Below are 17148 nucleotides of genomic sequence, written 5' to 3'. Positions count from 1 at the left end.
CTGAATAAAGATGCAGGTAGAAGGTTTTAACCATGTGACCGTAAATGTCAGTAATTTAGCAAATTCCCTGAATTTCTACACAGGAATTCTGGGCCTTCAGCTAGTTCATAGAGGTAAAACTGATGCTTATCTGGAATGGGGAAGTGCCTGGATATGTCTTCTTGAAAAGCCTGATTATATGGCGATTGCAGATAAAGGGGTCGGGGTAGATCACATCGCTTTTAGTATTGCAGAGGAACATTTTGAGGAAGCCGTCCAAGGATTGCAAACCCAGAATGTGCCCATAATTAGAGGGCCAATCAAACGGGGAATAGGCTGGACGGTCAATTTTCTAGATCCAGATGGTATACAGCTAGAGCTGCATACCTCGAATCTGCGGGAACGAATGAGTGTTTGGAACACTGCTACCGAATAAAGATGGGTGTCCTATCAGCCTAAACGGCTAATGGGACACCCATTTTTTTAACGACCTAAATATTCTTTGATTCCTAAAACTACTGCTTCGGCTATTTTATTTTGGATGTCCGGGGTAAACAGCAATGCTTCATCCTTGGTATTGCTTAAGTAACCACATTCTAATAATATTGCGGGCATTTTGGTTTCTCTTGTTACATGATAGTTTGCTTGACGAACCCCTCGGTCCTGTAGTCCTGTAGCAACTGCGAGATATTTGTGAACGGTTTGAGCGAATAATAAGCTATCATTACGTGTGTAATAGGTCTCTGTGCCACTAGGGTTACTTTTACTGCCCGCCGGAATACTATTGGCATGAACAGAGATAAATAGATCGGCTTTTACATTGTTGGCGAGGTTAGATCTGTCCTGTAGAGTTGGGTATGTATCGCCACTGCGCGTGAGTATAACCTCGATATTTGGTTCTTTCTTTAGTAATTCTGCAATTTTCAGTGCTGTCGGTAAGGTGAAATCTTTCTCTTTAAGCTTGTTAACACTTGAACTCCCTGGATCTTTCCCACCATGTCCTGCATCGATGACGATTATCTTCTTGTCTGTGTTGCCGGTAGAAGGTGGAGGAGTTATAACCGGTACTTCTGGTAAGGTGGTTTCAGGAAGCGTAACGCTAGTCCCATTAAGATCCACAATAATAAGTCCATCATTAGCATTTATCAGACTGTAGCTATTAGCGCTGTTTAGATCAATTACGATCCGAATGGTAGATGGGGAACTGCTGAATAATGAATAGCGAACGGCAGAGACATTAGGATAGTCAGTAACCGTTAACTGTCCGCTTTGGTTCTTTCCTACGGACAGATTCTGATGGAAGTCGGTTCCAAAGCCAGTATTCGGTAAATCCACGACAATTCGGTCTTTGTCTGTCATAGTGAACACGGTAGGTTTTATACTGCCGTTCACTGCAATAACCAGCTGGTTATCGATGAAGCTTAGATTGGTGACTGTAGCTACTGAGCTATTCCCTTCATTTGCTGTATTCCCGTTTGATCCGTTGTCTGAAGGTGCTGTTGGAGTGGGTTGTGGAACCGTAATTTCCGGATCGCTTCCCCCAATCTCAGGTACTGGAGAGGTTAAATATACGGTTTTGGTTACATTGTCCCAACCGACAGTAGTTCCTGTCTGTTCCCCAACAAATCTTAAAGGAACAAGGGTTGTGCTGCCACTGAGAAACGGAGGATTGTCCAGTTTGACTTGTTTCCCTGAAGCTTCTGCCATCGTATTATCCACGATCAGCTTTAAAGTAGTTCCCTTTTGCTCAATGATCGCCGTCTTGGTCACATTATCCCATTTCACGGTATAACCAAGCTGTTCCGCAACAACACGAAGAGGAACCATTACACTGCCATTTACAATTTGTACCTGTGCTTCTTTTGAAATCTTAAGATCGTTGCCGTCTAGGTTGATGTGTGTTTCCGCAGAGCCGGCATAACCAGTTCCTGGATGAACCAGCACCAACAAAAGCAGCAGTAACGCCAAAAAACCAAACTTTTTCATCTGCAATCCCTACCATCCCCGTTTATTGGTCTCTAGCAATTCTTACTTTTTCTTCCTTTGATGCCGTTTAAGGCTCGTATAAAGTATAAACGACAATAGTTTCCAAAAGTTGCGCTCTACAACAGATAAAAAGGAAAATTTTCGGTATAAAAATAGAAAAAGAGCCTTCCCAAACATTTGGGATAGCTCTCATTTGCTAGAGAGATTTTATTTTAACGATGTATAACCTGTTTTCTCTACCAATTTCTGACCTTGAGCAGATTGAATCCAATCCAGAAAGGACTGAATATTAGGGTTGTCGCTTCCCGCGGTCACTGCATAAAATTCTGTTGCCAAAGGGTACTGTCCACTACGAATACTTTCCTTGTCTGGTTGGATACCATCGATGGCCAGCAGGGCTATTTCCCCGTTTTGATTCATTTCTGAGGCATAAAATAAGAAGCTGTAGCCCAGTGCATTTTTATAGTTGCGATAGCTGGAGGTTTGTTGAATGATACCGCTCATAATATCCGCTACGTCTTCTTGAGGCGGCTTCATGAGTGGAGTGTCCTTCATAAACTTTTGCAACATCGTCTGGCTTCCGCTATCTTCAGGTCGTTGAAAAGCACGGATTCGGTTATTAGCTCCGCCTACATCTTTCCAATTTGTGATCTTGCCTGCGTAAATATCTTTAAGTTGAGCGGTGGAAAGTCCGGTTACGTCGTTTCGTTTGTTTACAAAAAATACGAAGGCCTCGCGGCCGATCGGCGTAAGCTTCAGTTCGACACCTTTTCTTTTAGCTTCTTTTTGTTGTGCAATTGACGGAGCCGCTACAAATATAATATCGGTTTCTCCTTCAATTAATCTCTTGTAAGCTTCAGGCGTGCTGCTGCAAATTACTTGACTTGTTTGAAAATCATACGGATTATAATAACCCTCAGGATAAGTAGATTGAACGAAAGCTGAATAGAGTGGATAAAGTGCGGTTGCGCCGTCCAATCTTGGGAGATCGCTATCGATATGATAGGAAGAAGGTTCGTCCAGATTCACTGCTTTGGTCTTCTCAGCAAAGGGTTCATACTGTAGCAGATTAACCTCCCGATCATCGACCATGGCAATTCTGTTGACGTACGCTTGCTTGATCTCATATCCTGCGGTCGCGAGCAGACTAAGTCCGAGGATAGATAACAATACAATATTGCTTGTTCTTCGGGATAATACATTAAATATGATGAGTACAACATAGATGGCTAATACGATCGCTAAGATCGCCACAAGTGGGGTATAAAACAGCAGTCCTCCGTAAAGCGCAGTAATTATAGCACCTATGAATCCTAAAAAAGCTATTCCTCCAACGGCAAAAATGGAGAACAATAATTTCGTCCAGAATGCTTCTTTCATAACAACCTCCTCGACATGATTACTAAACTATGGAAAAATCAACATAATTTCATTATACAGAAGTTTTTTGGATGAAGCAGTAGAACAATTACGAACAAACATGTAATAAAATGCTGCGAAACATGAAAGTAATGTGTACATTTTCATAAAGTACTGGACGAATGGCAAGAAGAGGTTTATTCTGAGATTGTGAAAAAAACAACGGAATACAAGATTCTCGGGGTAGGGTGAAATTCCCGACCGGCGGTAATGTTCAAAGCGAACTGAGCCCGCGACTCACTTGTTCTGCTTGCAGAGAAGTGACTGATCTGGTGTAAATCCAGAGCCGACGGTAAAGTCCGGATGGGAGAGGATCATAAGATAAAGACGCTAGGAGTCTATCCTTGTACGTCTTTATTGATAATGCCCCCGAGTTTACCTATTTGGTAATTCGGGGGTTTTTGGTCTCTTATCGAGGGTTTGTATCGACAAGGAGAAGGAAATTATGAGTAATGTTACAGCTTCATCATCAACTAAGGTTGGCAGTACATCAGCGCTACGCAGTGGATTTTGGCTCGTTGTGATTGGTGCAGCATTATGGGGCGTTGATCCGCTCTTTCGTATCATCCTGTTAAAATCCTTAACCTCCTCGCAAATTGTTCTTCTGGAGCATGTGGTGCTTTTCTTGGCTGCTTCACCTGTTCTTTGGCGTCACCGGGCGGAGCTTAAAGGAATTGGATTTCGCCAGATTGGTGCTTTATTGATTGTTTCATGGGGAGGCTCTGCCGGGGCGACGATCCTATTTACGATGGCACTTTCCAGTGGGGATTTGAATGCGGTGCTGTTACTGCAAAAGCTTCAGCCAATATTCGCTATCGGTCTCGCTGCTTTAATTCTTAAAGAACGTTTGCCAAAAAATTTCGGACCACTCATTGTGTTGGCGCTGGTAGGAACCTATCTGCTGACCTTTGGCTGGAGTATCCCTTTCGGACATGTGAATAACTTTATTGGGGTTAGCAGTCTGATGGCCTTGGGAGCAGCTGCACTGTGGGGGGGATCGACAGTCATGGGACGTTATCTGCTCGGTTCTATGAAATATGAGACAGTGACTTCGCTGCGGTTTATCCTTGCGCTTCCTTTACTTTTCGTTATCACTACGCTAGAAGGTGCCCCGTGGCAGATTCATGGCGGGTTTGGTGCATCGGCAGCTATTGCGGTTAATCTATTGCTGCAAGCTTTGCTGCCAGGACTTCTTAGTATGTTGTTGTATTACAAAGGACTTAGCACGACCAAAGCTTCCTTCGCCACATTGGCTGAACTCAGCTTTCCTATGACGGGAGTAATCATCAACTGGATTGTGTTCCAACAGCTGGTCACTATCCCGCAGATTCTCGGATTTGCCTTGATCTGGGTCGCTTTATTCTTTTTATCTAATCAACAGTCCAAACCACAAACGCTCTGAGCAGATTGAAGTGGAATGGTTCTACCTATATAAAGATGATTCGAAGCCGTATGGCTTTCGGATCATCTTTTTTTTGTATGTGATTTTACTCCTTGCTTAGATCAAATCGACTGCAAAAACTGCTGAAATGTTTCTAACGTAACATATAGCAGAGTTAATAAAGCGTTTACAATTAGGAAGTGCACAAAATGACTGTGCTGCTGAGTACATAATCCATGATTAAATTATTTAGGAGGAAGCAGACATTGAAGAAATCATTTGTATTATTTATGATTCTGACCTTTCTTATTTCCCCTTTTACGTTTGGGCAGTCTGCTCAAGCGGCAGGAGATGAGAATATTGCCCTAGGAAAGCCTGCTATATCCGATAGTGAGCTTGCAGGATATGAAGCGGGTAACGCAGTAGATTCCGATGAATGGAACACACATTGGACGGCGAATGACGGGAGCTTTCCTCATTGGCTGGAAGTAGATCTGCAAGGTGCATATGATTTGTCAGGTGCAACCGTCATCTGGAATGCATGGAGTTACATTAATCAATATACGATTGAAGTATCACGTGATCATAAGGTATGGACAACAGTTGTGGACAAAAGTCAGAGCAGCAGTGTAGAGCAAACTCAGTACAATGCTTTTAAGCTGCGGAATGTTTCTTATGTAAGGGTCAACCTGACCGGCATCAACGGCGGAAAATGGGCAGCCATTAATGATCTGAAGGTCTGGGGTGTTCCCGCAGCCAGCGCGCCGCATGAGCCGGCACAGGGTGAAATACAAACTGTTCTGCCAGTACGGTTGGACACGGAAATTGGGCAAGCCCCTGAGCTTCCAAGTGTTGTAACTGTGGTATATAGCAATTCTGACACGGAGGATGCTCAGGTTGCTTGGGATGTGATCCCACCAGCAGAGTATTCCCGTCCCGGAACCTTTACAGTAAGCGGTTCTATCTCAGGTACTGTGCAGAAGGCAGTGGCGAAGGTAACAGTAGTAGGTGACAGCAGCACGCCTATTGTTGGATTTGAGAGTATAAATGTCAGCACAATTACGGATGTGCCTGCTTTATTGCCATCAGCGGTAACGGCTATATACGAAGATGGGTCAAGCAAACAGCTGCCTGTAACCTGGGATGACCTTACTGAAGCGGAGTACGCGGTTGAAGGAACTTACAGCGTAATGGGGAAAGTTGCAGGGACAGACCTACAACCCACAGCTGATATTCAGGTTACTCCGCTTGTGCTGCAATCCGGGTTCATAAAAGGTGCGGACATTTCCACACTGGAAGCGATTGAGGATGCCGGTGGAAAGTATTACGACAATGGAGTAGAAAAGGATTTGCTGGATATTCTTAAAAGCCGGGGTGTAAATTACATTCGGCTACGTTTATGGAATGATCCTCAGGAAGCTGGTGGCTATAATGACCGTGAGCATGTTGTGGAAATGGCGCAGCGTGTCAAAGCCAAAGGCTTTAAGCTGTTGCTTGATTTCCACTACTCTGATTTCTGGGCTGATCCCGGAAAGCAAAACAAGCCGGGAGCATGGGCGGATTACTCCTATGATGAATTGAAGCAAGCGGTATATGACTATACCAAAGATGTTATGGATGAGCTAAAAGAAAAAGGAGCTTCACCCGATATGGTCCAAATCGGAAATGAGATTAATGGGGGCTTGTTATGGCCTGATGGCAAATCCTATGATCAAGAGAATGCTTTTGAGAAGGTTGTTCCGCTTCTGGAGAGCGGAGTGAAGGGAGTTAGAGACAGCGAGGGTGCAGGTCAGGATATCAAAATTATGATTCATCTTGCTGAAGGTGGCAAAAATGATATGTTTCGTTGGTTCTTTGACGAATTAACGAAGCGGAATCTTGATTATGATGTGATCGGCGCGTCCTTTTATCCGTATTGGAGCGGAACGATGGATAGCCTGCAGTTTAACTTGGACGATATCTCTAAACGATATGGTAAAGAAGTGATTGTGACGGAAACCGCGTATCCTTACACGCTGGAGGACGGCGACAATTTTGAGAATAACATCGCTCGCCAAGATCAGCTAGACGGCAGTGGCTTCCCAGCTACGGTTGCAGGTCAAATGGCTGAGGTCAAAACAGTAATGAATGTATTGTCCAAAGTACCCGATGGTAAAGGAACAGGCTTGTTCTATTGGGAACCAGCTTGGATTCCAGTGCAAGGTGTAGGCTGGAAGGTAGGCGAAGGAAATGCTTGGGAGAATCAGGCAATGTTCGATTTTGCAGGGAATGCACTCTCTTCATTAAATGTCTTCAAAACCCCGGTGGCCGGTGAGGGGGGCGAAGAGGAACCCGGAACGGGAGGAAATCCTGGCACTGGCGGGGAACCCGGAACGGGAGGAAATCCTGGCACTGGCGAGGAACCCGGAACGGGAGGGAATCCCGGCACTGGCGAGGAACCCGGAACGGGAGGAAATCCTGGCACTGGTGAAGAACCCGGAACGGGAGGAAATCCCGGCACTGGTGAGGAACCCGGAACGGGAGGGAATCCCGGCACTGGTGAGGAACCCGGAACAGGGGTTAATCCTGATCCTATCATCACCGTCAGAGATTCAAGCGTTGTAAATTCAGCAAATAAAGCAGTGGTCGAACATACAACGGCAGGACAACTTCAGGTGAAGGCACAAGCAGGAATTTCCGGCATAGCTGATATCACGCTAAGTATAGAGGATATCAATAAGGCGTTGTCGACGCTTCCGGCGGATGGAAAACTGGTTATTTCTGTTCTGCCATCGACGGGAGAGCTTAAGGGAGCAGTCGTTCATCTTCCGTTGAGTTCTATACTAGAGCAGGGCAAACATCCTCAAATAGTAATTGTATATGGGACGGCCTCTGTTACGGTTTCTACGGAAGCAAGTGCAGGAATTATAAAGACGGGAGCTAAGGAACTAACGCTCTCACTGGTTCAGGTAGCTACGCCAACCTTGCCTTCACCATTGGCAACTGGAGCAAAAGACTACCCGGCCTATAACATCCATGTGTCAGTAGACGGGACTTCTATCGATGTTTTCAAAAAAGGAGCAATATCGGTAGCCTTCCACTACAAGCTGAAGCTCGGGGAGCAGAGCCAGCGGATTGCTGTTTATTCGATACTTGCTGATGGAAAACTCGAAGTTATCAAAGCTGTGCGGTACAACCCAACCGCGGAACAGATTGTGTTTAATCCAAGTCATTTCAGCATTTATGCTGCGGGGTACGCAGAGGTGGGGTACACAGATTTAAAAGCAGCAGATTGGGCCACGTTAGCGATTGAATCCTTGACGGCTAAAGGGATCGTGCAAGGAATAGGAAACGGGATCTTTAATCCGCAAGGGGAGGTTACACGTGCTGAATTTGTCAGCATGCTGCTGCCCGCGCTGGAGCTAAATGCAGAAAGAGGGACAGGTAGTTTTAAAGATGTGAACCTTGATGCGTGGTATAGCTCTGCTGTGAATACTGCTGGGAGATTGGGTGTTGTACAAGGACATGCGGATGGCACTTTTGGCCCGAATGATAAATTGTCCCGTGAAGAAATGGCAGCTATTTCATACCGTGCACTTAAGTTGGCGGAGAAAGTGAACGGTCAGAAAGATGTGAACGTTATTTCTTTTAAAGATAAAGACCTGATCTCGTTGTATGCCAGTGAAGGGATAACAGCGCTTGCGCAGGCTGGGATTATCAATGGATTCGAAGATGGCAATTTCCGCCCGCAAGCCCATACAACACGCGCTGAAGCGGCTTACATCATACTCAATCTTTTGCAGCAATAATAGGCAGACAGGCAATAACTGTGCTCGAAAAGGCAGTTAGGGCCTGTCTTTACCACATTTTTTAGATATTTATCTTTTCGCAAGTAGGGATTGTTTGTACAATAGGGGCTATGACATTTGAGCCGGAGAGTGAAGGAACGTGTATAGATATAATTTATTTACCAAAATCGTGAGTATCATGGTCATTATGCTGATCCCGATAACCATCCTTTACTTCTATTCCAATAAAACGACCACGGATGTGCTGCGTACGGAGTTAAATACTTCGAATAATAATCAGCTTAGTTTTTTTCAGAATCAGGTAGAAAGTAATATGGAGTTATTGTCCTCGTGGCCGATTCTGCTGATCCATGATCCTGATATCCTCAGCCTTAAGGATACTTATCTGGAAAAAGGGCGTTTGAATCTGGATACGATAAACCTGATCAAACGGATTCAGACCAAAATCAGCATTCAAGAAAGCTCCTCCAATTGGAAGAGTAAGCTATATTTATACTCCCCGTCCATTCATCGTATGGTGTCTGAAAATGATGCGAAGTTATACGAAGATGAGGATCTGAAGCGGGAAGTGAAGTCGGGCTGGCATGTGGATAAGATTGAAGGGCAGGAGGGTGACCGCTTCGTATTCTCATGGTTTTCTTTTACACCTTTTATGTCAGAATTCGCTCCGGAAAAAGTCAAAACGGTTATGAAGGTAGAGTTCGACAGCCGGAACATAGAGGATATGCTGGATAAATTCAAAAGTGATGGCAGAAGAGATCCTTTTTATTATAAGCAGGGAACAGGACTTATTTTTAACCGCAGTGCCGACAAGGTGTTAGCTAAAGAATTGGTAGACAGGCTGGAAGAGACCCAGCTGAAGCCTAGTGAGAATCGCACGGTCAAAATAGAAGGTGAATCCTACAGTGTAAATATCGTCTATTCGGACAAAATGGGCTGGTATTTGATCGACTATATGCCGCTGACTGAAATCCTACATCCGATCCTGACCTCTAATCGTTTATTTTATTTTGCGATCAGTGCTTTGTTGTTAATGAGCTGTCTCGTAGCCTATCTATTATATGTTCAAGTGCAGGTGCCTATAAGGTTATTGGTTGGAGGCTTTCAACGGTTGAAGCAAGGGGATTATTCTGCGCGAGTGGAGATTAAAGGGAAGAATGAATTCAGCTTCCTGTCCGGCCGGTTTAACAGTATGGTAGAACAGATTCAGATGCTGATCGAGAATGTGCTGATGGAGAAAATCCATGTTCGCGAAGCCCGCTTAAAGCAGCTTCAATCACAGATAAATCCACATTTTTTCTATAATTGCTTCTCCTTTATTACAAGTATGGCGAAGCTCGATAATATGGGGGCAGTCGTTGGGATGTCGCATAATTTGTCCCGATATTACAGATACACCACTCGTCAGGAACGTGATTTGGTTGCGCTGTCTGAAGAGGTGGAATTTGTGAATCATTATCTGGAGATCCAGAAGATGAGGATGAGCAGACTTCGTTATGAGATCAATATCCCACCGCAAATGCGCAAAAGAGAGCTTCCGCCGCTCGTGCTGCAGCCTTTGGTGGAGAATGCGGTTATACATGGAATTGAGCCCGTCGCCAAAGAGGGACTGGTGCGGATTACGGGTTCCTGTGCAGGCAGAGAAATGACGCTTACGGTTGAAGATGATGGTCAGGGCATGACGCCAGAGGAAATTATAGAACTGGAAAATAAACTAAGCAGGGCGATGGATGAAGAAATGGGCTGCGGTTTATGGAATGTGCATCAGAGAATGCGGCTGCGTTTTGGGGAGACGTCTGGCTTGCGCATCTCGCCTTCTCCGCTTGGAGGATTACAGGTGACACTGCAGTGGTTGCTGCCCTACACAGACAATGAAATGGAATGACATCTAGGAGGGGAAAGAATGATAGAGCTGTTGTTAGTTGATGATGAGCCCTATGTTACGGAAAGTTTAGCCCGTACTATTCCATGGGCTGAAATCGGGGTAAAGCAGGTGCATCAAGCGGCATCGGGTGCTGAAGCTCTGCAAATTATGGAACAGCAGGCTATAGATATTATGGTTACGGATATTTCAATGCCAGGAATGACTGGCCTGCAATTAATTGAAGCCGTGAGCGAGAAATGGCCAAATATTCGGTCCATTTTATTGACAGGTTATTCCGATTTTCAATATGCGAAAAAAGCTATTCAACTGCAGGCATTTGATTATATTTTGAAGCCGGTAAGTGATGATGAGTTTATCAAAAGCGTATCCAGTGCGATTGAATCTTTGAAAGACGAATGGGAAGCTCATGATAGATATCATTTGCTGCTGTATAATCGCAAAGCCGATTACAGTGTTTTGCGGGCTAATCTGATGCACGAATTGCTTCTTGGCAGGGTGCTGTCTGAGCGGACGCTAGCCATTAAGCTGAAGGAATATGAAATCTCCTTCCAGCCGGATGCTGAAGCGGCGATGCTGCTGATTCAGCTGGGTAAACATTATGCCGCAATGGATCACCATTCGGTCTCTCTCATGGAATATGCGATCGGCAACATTGCCGAGGAGCTTTTTAAGGAACAGTTCCATGTCTGGTTCTGCAAAGCGCCGCATGATTGCTTGATTCTGCTTGTTGAATTAAAGCCGGCAGTACAGCAGGAATTGGAGCAAATGGCTAACTATGAAGCTGCAAGGCAGCAAATCCTAAAAGCGGTGATCGCGAATTTCCGAATTAGTGTAAGCAATTACCTCAAGGGTGAGATTTCACTGATTGTAACGGAGTGGTTCACCTTTCCAGAGGGGATGACGGCTGCCTATCGAAGCGGCCTTAGCTCGATGTATTTGGCAGCACATGATGAATCCAGCTCCGTGCTGTTTTTGGATGACCGCCAGCATCAGGAGACGATCAGCATCAAATCGCTCGAATGTCTTTATCGTCCACCTACACTCATTCATCTGCTGGAATCCAAACAATGGGATACAGCAAGGCAAAAAATTGCTGACGTGTTCCGGGATATGGAGAATGCACGGTTTTCCAGTGAACATCTGTACGAGGTCTTTCTATCGATAACGAATGCATTTATGTATATAGCGCATAAGAGTGGTCAGTTCATCTCCAAGATCGACCAATACGCTTTAGATCCGTTGTTGACGCAGAGTATTATTGTTTCTTTTGATAAGCTTAAAGATTGGGCGTTTGATATGCTCGATAAGCTTCAGAAGGAGCTATCCGAAAGCGATCAGAATACGAAAAGTTATATTATCAAGCAGGTGCATGAGCTGGTAGGAAACCATTCGGGGCATGAGCTGTCCGTCAAAACCATTGCCGATCATGTATATTTGCATCCAGTCTACTTGTCCAAGATTTATAAAGCTGAGACTGGGGAAGGACTAGGGGACTATATTATTCGGATGCGGATGGAACGGGCACTTTATCTGCTTAAAAATACGAATAAAAAAATCTATGAAATTACCTCTGAGCTTGGATATCAGAATCCGCAATATTTCAGTAAGATGTTCAAAAAACACTACAATATGACACCAAATGAATTCCGGGACGGATAGAGGTTGAGAAAGGTGCAGAAACCTTGTTTAAATGACGTATTCGGGCTCAGCGTCGTTCCCTATAATTAAAATGTAACCAACACTTATGGAATCCAAGGGGGAACAAAATGAGCGCGATGAAGAGAAAAAGATGGCTGCCGCTCCTGTGCATGAGCATGCTTTTGGCGGGTAGCCTTGCGGGCTGTTCAGGCAATAACGCTGCTAACAGTAAAGACACTGCTGGAGATAAAGCAGCTGGTGAAGCGACTGCAAATACAGCTTCCAATTCTGAAAACGCCTACAAGGATAAATACGATCCTGAGGTGACATTTACAACCGCATGGGGCGTGGACCCTGAGCTTAAATTCAAAAACGGTGAAAGCATTGAGAATAACGTGGCTACAAAATGGGCTAAAGAAAAATTCGGCATCAACATTAAGTCCCTTTGGTCCATCACAGATACGAACGGCGCATTTGGTACGAAGCTGCGTTTATCCATGTCTTCAGGTCAGGACATGCCTGATGTGGTAACCATCGGTACAGCCGACAACACGATTGCACAGGATTTGATCGATTCCGGCATGTATGCAGATGTAGGAACTTTGTTTGATAAATATGCTTCAGATACTTGGAAAGAAGCGATGGCACAGGATCCTAACGTTTGGAACCAATACAGCCGTGATGGCAAAAGAATGGGCCTGCCTGTTCTCGATTATGCATATAACCATGATTACATTCTGTGGATCCGCCAAGATTGGCTGGATAAGCTGAATATGCAAGCCCCTAAGACGATCGATGAGCTGGAAAAAGTGATGGATGCGTTCAAGAATCAGAACCCTGATGGTTTGGCACCAGACAAGGTAACTCCACTTAGTATCGGCTTCAAAACAACGATGAACACTTGGATGGGCGATCCATCTTGGATCTTTGGTGCTTACGGAACCTTGCCACAGCAATGGAATCTAGATGCTGATGGTAAACTAGAATACGGCTCAGTAAATGCTGGCATGAAGCAAGGGCTTGAAAAACTGAAGGAATGGTTGGCGAAAGGTTATATTCCTCAGGAAGCAGCTCTTTGGGATGAGAACAAAACTGCCGAACCAGCAGTTGCAGGTACAGCAGGGATTCTCCCGGGTCCTTACTGGATGAGCGGCTGGCCGCTTCAGGATACCGTGAAGAACTCTCCAGATGCAGTATGGGCTCCAATTGAAATTCCAGCGGGTCCAGATGGAAAGGTTATGCGTCATGGCACACAATTCACTAACGGTGTAACTTTGATCAGCACGAAAATGAAAAATCCAGAAGCCTTCTTTACTTATCAAAACTATCTGTTCGATAACTTTGCTAATCCAACGCCAGGCAGTGAACTGGATAACGGTCTTTTTGCAGGATATGACTATGAGCTAGACGCGAACGGCAAGATGATCGAAAATGATAAAATTGCTGGCGGTTATGTGAATAGTGTTCGTTATATGCTGGTTCGTGACGGTGCCCGGATCCCGGATGCCCAAATGAAAGCACTCCTTAACCTGGCAGATGGCGCAGAGCCAACAACCCGTCTGGAGAAGGACGTAGCTGTGAATTATGGTAAAGATACCCCTGCGGCTGCCAAAGTTCTGCTGGCGCAAGAGGATAAATCCTTTAAGAATATGTTCACAGGTCCTACGACCGAAACTATGAAATCGAAGATGGACTATCTGAACAAAATTGAGAACCAAACGTTTAATGAAATTATCTATGGCAACAAACCGCTGGATGCATTTGATTCCTTTGTAGCAACCTGGAAATCAGGTGGTGGCGATCAAATCACTAAAGAAGTTAACGAATGGTATGACAGCGTAAAATAAGGTTTGGATTTAGTTTGACTAGGTAAAAAGCAGTAAACGGGACCGTCTCTTCAGCCGTAGCATTAGGCTTTAGGGAGGGTCCCTGTTTGCGTTTGAAGTCTTCTTTTTTCAATGTGATAAAGAGATTGCTTTTGTACCATATATATTGGTTTTGCCCGCTATTTGAGGAATTCGGGCGTTGCTATAATTTGAGTATGGTTACAGAAGAACTTGACACGATATGGGGGACCAAGGATGAGAACACTAAAAAAAACATGGCCTTTTCACTTGATGTTATTGCCGGCGATGATATTCCTGATCATCTTCAGCTTTATTCCAATGGGCGGAATTGTGATGGCATTTCAGGATTATAAGCCATGGCTTAAAATTTCAGGCTCGGCATGGGTTGGATTGGACAATTTCCGTTATCTATTTGAACGTAATGACAGTATGCAGGTCATTTGGAATACATTGATTATTGCTGTTCTAAAAATGATTTTCAATCTGGCTGTACCGTTTGTATTCGCCATTTTGTTAAATGAGATTCGCAAGGTATACATACAGCGTACTATTCAGACACTGGTATACTTGCCTCACTTTTTATCTTGGGTTATTCTCGGCGGGATCTTGCTGGATTTGCTTGCTACAGATGGTTTTGTCAATCAGATCTTAGGCAGCATGGGCTTCAAACCAATCTTTTTCTTAGGCGATAACAACTGGTTCCGGTTCACAGTTATTCTCACAGATGTGTGGAAGGAATTTGGTTATAATACGATCGTTTTCTTAGCTGCTCTAGCAGGAATCAATCCATCATTATATGAAGCTGCTGAAATAGACGGCGCTAACCGCTGGAAGCAGACACGTTTTATCACAATGCCATCTCTATTGCCAATGGTTGTAGTGGTAGGTACCTTGGCTCTCGGAAATGTATTGAACGCAGGGTTTGACCAGATTTTTAACCTCTACAATCCACTGGTCTATCAGAAAGGCGATATTATTGATACCTTCGTGTACCGCACGGCTATTCTGAATGGTGAGATGGGCTTTGGTACGGCAATCGGACTGTTTAAGTCGGCCATTAGTATGATCCTAATTCTCGTCTCGTACAGTTTGGCTAAGAAGTGGGCAGGATATCGCATTTTCTAATCTACCAAAGGAAGAGGGAGACAACTTATGTATTACAAAACAAGAGGTTATCGTATATTCAACGTGTTTAATACTTGCTTTCTAATCCTGCTCGCACTGATGTGTATTGTACCTTTGATTCACGTGCTGGCTGTATCCTTTAGCGCGAAGTCGGCAGCGGATGCCAATTTGGTAGGATTATGGCCAAAGCAGTTCTCTCTGGAAGCTTATAAAAAGACAATAAACAATCCAATCTTTCTACACTCCATCTGGGTATCTGTTCAAAGAACCATACTCGGGACTGGACTTACACTTTTAATTACTTTTTTGGCAGCCTATCCGTTATCCAAAGAAAACTCAGCCTTCAAGGGCCGTAATGTTTACTCTTGGTTGTTCGTTTTCAGTATGGTGTTCAACGGTGGATTGATTCCATTTTACATTGTGATTCAAAAGATTGGTTTGATGGATTCCTTCTGGGTACTTGTTCTGCCAGGTGCGGTAAATACGTTCTTGGTGATTCTGATGCTGAACTTCTTCCGTGGTATTCCAAAAGATCTGGAGGAGGCCTCGCTAATAGACGGAGCCGGACATTTCCGTACGTTGTTCAGTATTTACTTGCCGATTTCTCTGCCGTCGATCGCTACGATTGCCTTGTTCAGCATGGTATTCCATTGGAACTCCTGGTTCGATGGACTATTGTATTTGAATAATTCCAAGCAATTTCCACTGGCGACATTCCTGCAGACGGTTATCATTCAACGGGATATGAGCTCCATGAGCATCAATCCAAAGGAAATGGAGCTGATCTCGCAGACGACGGTGAGAGCCGCGCAAATATTTATCGGAGCCGCTCCAATTTTGATCGTATATCCTTTCCTGCAAAAATATTTTGTTAAAGGGATGACACTTGGTTCTGTAAAGGAGTAGCAATGATGACAACCACATTTATCAATGGAATGGATATCTCGTTTCTGGATGAAATTGAGCAGGGTGGAGGAGCGTATTACAGCGGTGCTGAAGAGTCCGTTGAGAACGCTGAGGATTTGCTCTACATTCTGAAAGACAATGGCGTGAATGCCATCCGGCTGCGGATTTGGAATGATCCTCCGGGCGGCTTCTGCAATCTAGAACGTACGCTGATTATGGCTAAGCGAATTAAAGAAGCAGGACTTAACTTTCTGCTGGATTTTCATTATTCGGATAAATGGGCAGATCCTGCTAATCAATCGAAGCCAAAAGCTTGGGAGAACCTTGATTTTACGGGTTTAACATCAGCCGTGTATGAGTATACTCGTGAGGTTCTTGAGCTTTTGCAATCTCAAGGCACTATGCCCGACATGGTGCAGATCGGTAATGAGATTACTCCAGGCATGTTATGGAATGAAGGCAAGGTGGATGGTGAGTGGGATACTACGGAGCAGTGGGAACAGTTCATTACACTGGTTCAAGCAGGAATAGCGGGCGCAAAAGCTGTTGCTTCTGATTTGTCCATCATGATCCATATTGACCGTGGTGCTGATCATCCAGCCAGCCGTAACTTTTATGATCGGTTTTTCGAGCATGGCGTAAATTTTGATGTGATCGGATTATCTTTTTATTCTTGGTGGCACGGCACGCTGGATGACTTGCGATCTAACCTGAATGAATTGGCGGTGCGGTACAATAAGGATATTATTGTTGTTGAAACAGCTTATCCTTGGACGCTGAATGCACCTGAAGGTTTCCCCTTAATAGTAAGTGAGGAAAAGCAGCTGCATGAAGGTTATCCGGCTACAGTAGAGGGACAGACTAAGTATATGAAAGATTTTATTAGTGTAATTGAGAATATACCTAACGGTAAAGGTATCGGGTTTTATTATTGGGAGCCAGCCTGGGTTCCTTCGCAAAAGGAATGGTCCGTGGGACATGAGAATGGTTGGTCCAATCTGACCCTGTTTGATTTTGCGGGAGGGAAATTGGATTCGCTCGAATTCTGACGTATTTAGGATTGAAACAAGAAGACAGCTTAAGGTTAATTACCTTGAGCTGTCTTCTTTTTAATTTCCAGAAGAAGGGTTAGCCTTTCCTGATACCTATAAACAAGCAACATTTCAGTATTTCAAGAAATTGATTCAGAGCAGC

11 protein-coding genes and 1 riboswitch are annotated in these 17148 nt (G+C 44.4%); of the genes, 9 read left to right on the top strand and 2 right to left on the bottom strand.

Annotated features, from left to right (window positions below; all coding sequences use genetic code 11):
• Positions 1–10 precede the first annotated feature (10 nt).
• A complete protein-coding gene (locus tag MHI32_RS21230; RefSeq protein ID WP_076192264.1) occupies positions 11–415 on the top strand; it encodes a VOC family protein in 405 nt (134 codons plus the stop codon).
• 47 nt (positions 416–462) lie between these two features.
• Here the strand turns inward: MHI32_RS21230 and MHI32_RS21225 are convergent, their stop codons facing one another.
• Positions 463–1965, bottom strand: coding sequence for an N-acetylmuramoyl-L-alanine amidase family protein (locus tag MHI32_RS21225; protein ID WP_076192328.1), 1503 nt, complete (start codon positions 1963–1965; stop codon positions 463–465).
• Between the two features lie 207 nt (positions 1966–2172).
• Positions 2173–3345: a substrate-binding domain-containing protein gene (locus tag MHI32_RS21220; protein WP_076306176.1), complete on the bottom strand. Its 1173-nt coding sequence runs from the start codon at positions 3343–3345 to the stop codon at positions 2173–2175.
• 209 nt (positions 3346–3554) lie between these two features.
• Positions 3555–3703: riboswitch (FMN riboswitch) on the top strand.
• A gap of 126 nt (positions 3704–3829) precedes the next feature.
• Here MHI32_RS21220 and MHI32_RS21215 point away from each other — a divergent pair.
• The 8 genes from MHI32_RS21215 to MHI32_RS21180 all read left to right on the top strand — a co-directional run bounded on the left by MHI32_RS21215 (position 3830) and on the right by MHI32_RS21180 (position 17003).
• Positions 3830–4786, top strand: a complete 957-nt coding sequence (locus tag MHI32_RS21215; protein WP_076104422.1) for a DMT family transporter — start codon at positions 3830–3832, stop codon at positions 4784–4786.
• A gap of 245 nt (positions 4787–5031) precedes the next feature.
• The gene (locus tag MHI32_RS21210; RefSeq protein WP_340010765.1) at positions 5032–8553 is read left to right on the top strand and encodes a glycosyl hydrolase 53 family protein; all 3522 of its coding nucleotides are present in this window, start codon (positions 5032–5034) and stop codon (positions 8551–8553) included.
• Between the two features lie 139 nt (positions 8554–8692).
• The gene (locus MHI32_RS21205) at positions 8693–10438 is read left to right on the top strand and encodes a histidine kinase (protein WP_340010764.1); all 1746 of its coding nucleotides are present in this window, start codon (positions 8693–8695) and stop codon (positions 10436–10438) included.
• Between the two features lie 18 nt (positions 10439–10456).
• Entirely contained in the window at positions 10457–12097 is a 1641-nt protein-coding gene (locus MHI32_RS21200) for a response regulator (RefSeq protein WP_076127424.1), read from the top strand.
• Positions 12098–12204: 107 nt separating this feature from the next.
• On the top strand, positions 12205–13923 hold the full coding sequence (locus MHI32_RS21195) for an extracellular solute-binding protein (protein WP_076127426.1): 1719 nt from the start codon (positions 12205–12207) through the stop codon (positions 13921–13923).
• 234 nt (positions 13924–14157) lie between these two features.
• Positions 14158–15048, top strand: coding sequence for an ABC transporter permease subunit (locus tag MHI32_RS21190; RefSeq protein ID WP_036676126.1), 891 nt, complete (start codon positions 14158–14160; stop codon positions 15046–15048).
• Positions 15049–15075: 27 nt separating this feature from the next.
• Positions 15076–15954: a carbohydrate ABC transporter permease gene (locus tag MHI32_RS21185; protein WP_036676128.1), complete on the top strand. Its 879-nt coding sequence runs from the start codon at positions 15076–15078 to the stop codon at positions 15952–15954.
• 2 nt (positions 15955–15956) lie between these two features.
• Complete coding sequence (locus MHI32_RS21180) at positions 15957–17003, top strand: arabinogalactan endo-1,4-beta-galactosidase (protein WP_312148607.1); 1047 nt, start codon at positions 15957–15959, stop codon at positions 17001–17003.
• Positions 17004–17148: the final 145 nt, after the last annotated feature.

It is taken from the genome of Paenibacillus sp. FSL H7-0690 (genome assembly GCF_037980415.1).
GTDB lineage: Bacteria > Bacillota > Bacilli > Paenibacillales > Paenibacillaceae > Paenibacillus_AQ > Paenibacillus_AQ odorifer.
This window is presented reverse-complemented; position numbering and strand designations above follow the sequence as displayed.

Bases quoted from the DNA above. Each gene is read 5' to 3' on its own strand.
- MHI32_RS21200 (WP_076127424.1), top strand. From the start codon at position 10,457: ATGATAGAGCTGTTGTTAGTTGATGATGAGCCCTATGTTACGGAAAGT.
- MHI32_RS21190 (WP_036676126.1), top strand. From the start codon at position 14,158: ATGAGAACACTAAAAAAAACATGGCCTTTTCACTTGATGTTATTGCCG.
- MHI32_RS21220 (WP_076306176.1), bottom strand. From the start codon at position 3,345: ATGAAAGAAGCATTCTGGACGAAATTATTGTTCTCCATTTTTGCCGTT.
- MHI32_RS21225 (WP_076192328.1), bottom strand. From the start codon at position 1,965: ATGAAAAAGTTTGGTTTTTTGGCGTTACTGCTGCTTTTGTTGGTGCTG.
- MHI32_RS21180 (WP_312148607.1), top strand. From the start codon at position 15,957: ATGATGACAACCACATTTATCAATGGAATGGATATCTCGTTTCTGGAT.
- MHI32_RS21195 (WP_076127426.1), top strand. From the start codon at position 12,205: ATGAGCGCGATGAAGAGAAAAAGATGGCTGCCGCTCCTGTGCATGAGC.
- MHI32_RS21185 (WP_036676128.1), top strand. From the start codon at position 15,076: ATGTATTACAAAACAAGAGGTTATCGTATATTCAACGTGTTTAATACT.
- MHI32_RS21230 (WP_076192264.1), top strand. From the start codon at position 11: ATGCAGGTAGAAGGTTTTAACCATGTGACCGTAAATGTCAGTAATTTA.
- MHI32_RS21215 (WP_076104422.1), top strand. From the start codon at position 3,830: ATGAGTAATGTTACAGCTTCATCATCAACTAAGGTTGGCAGTACATCA.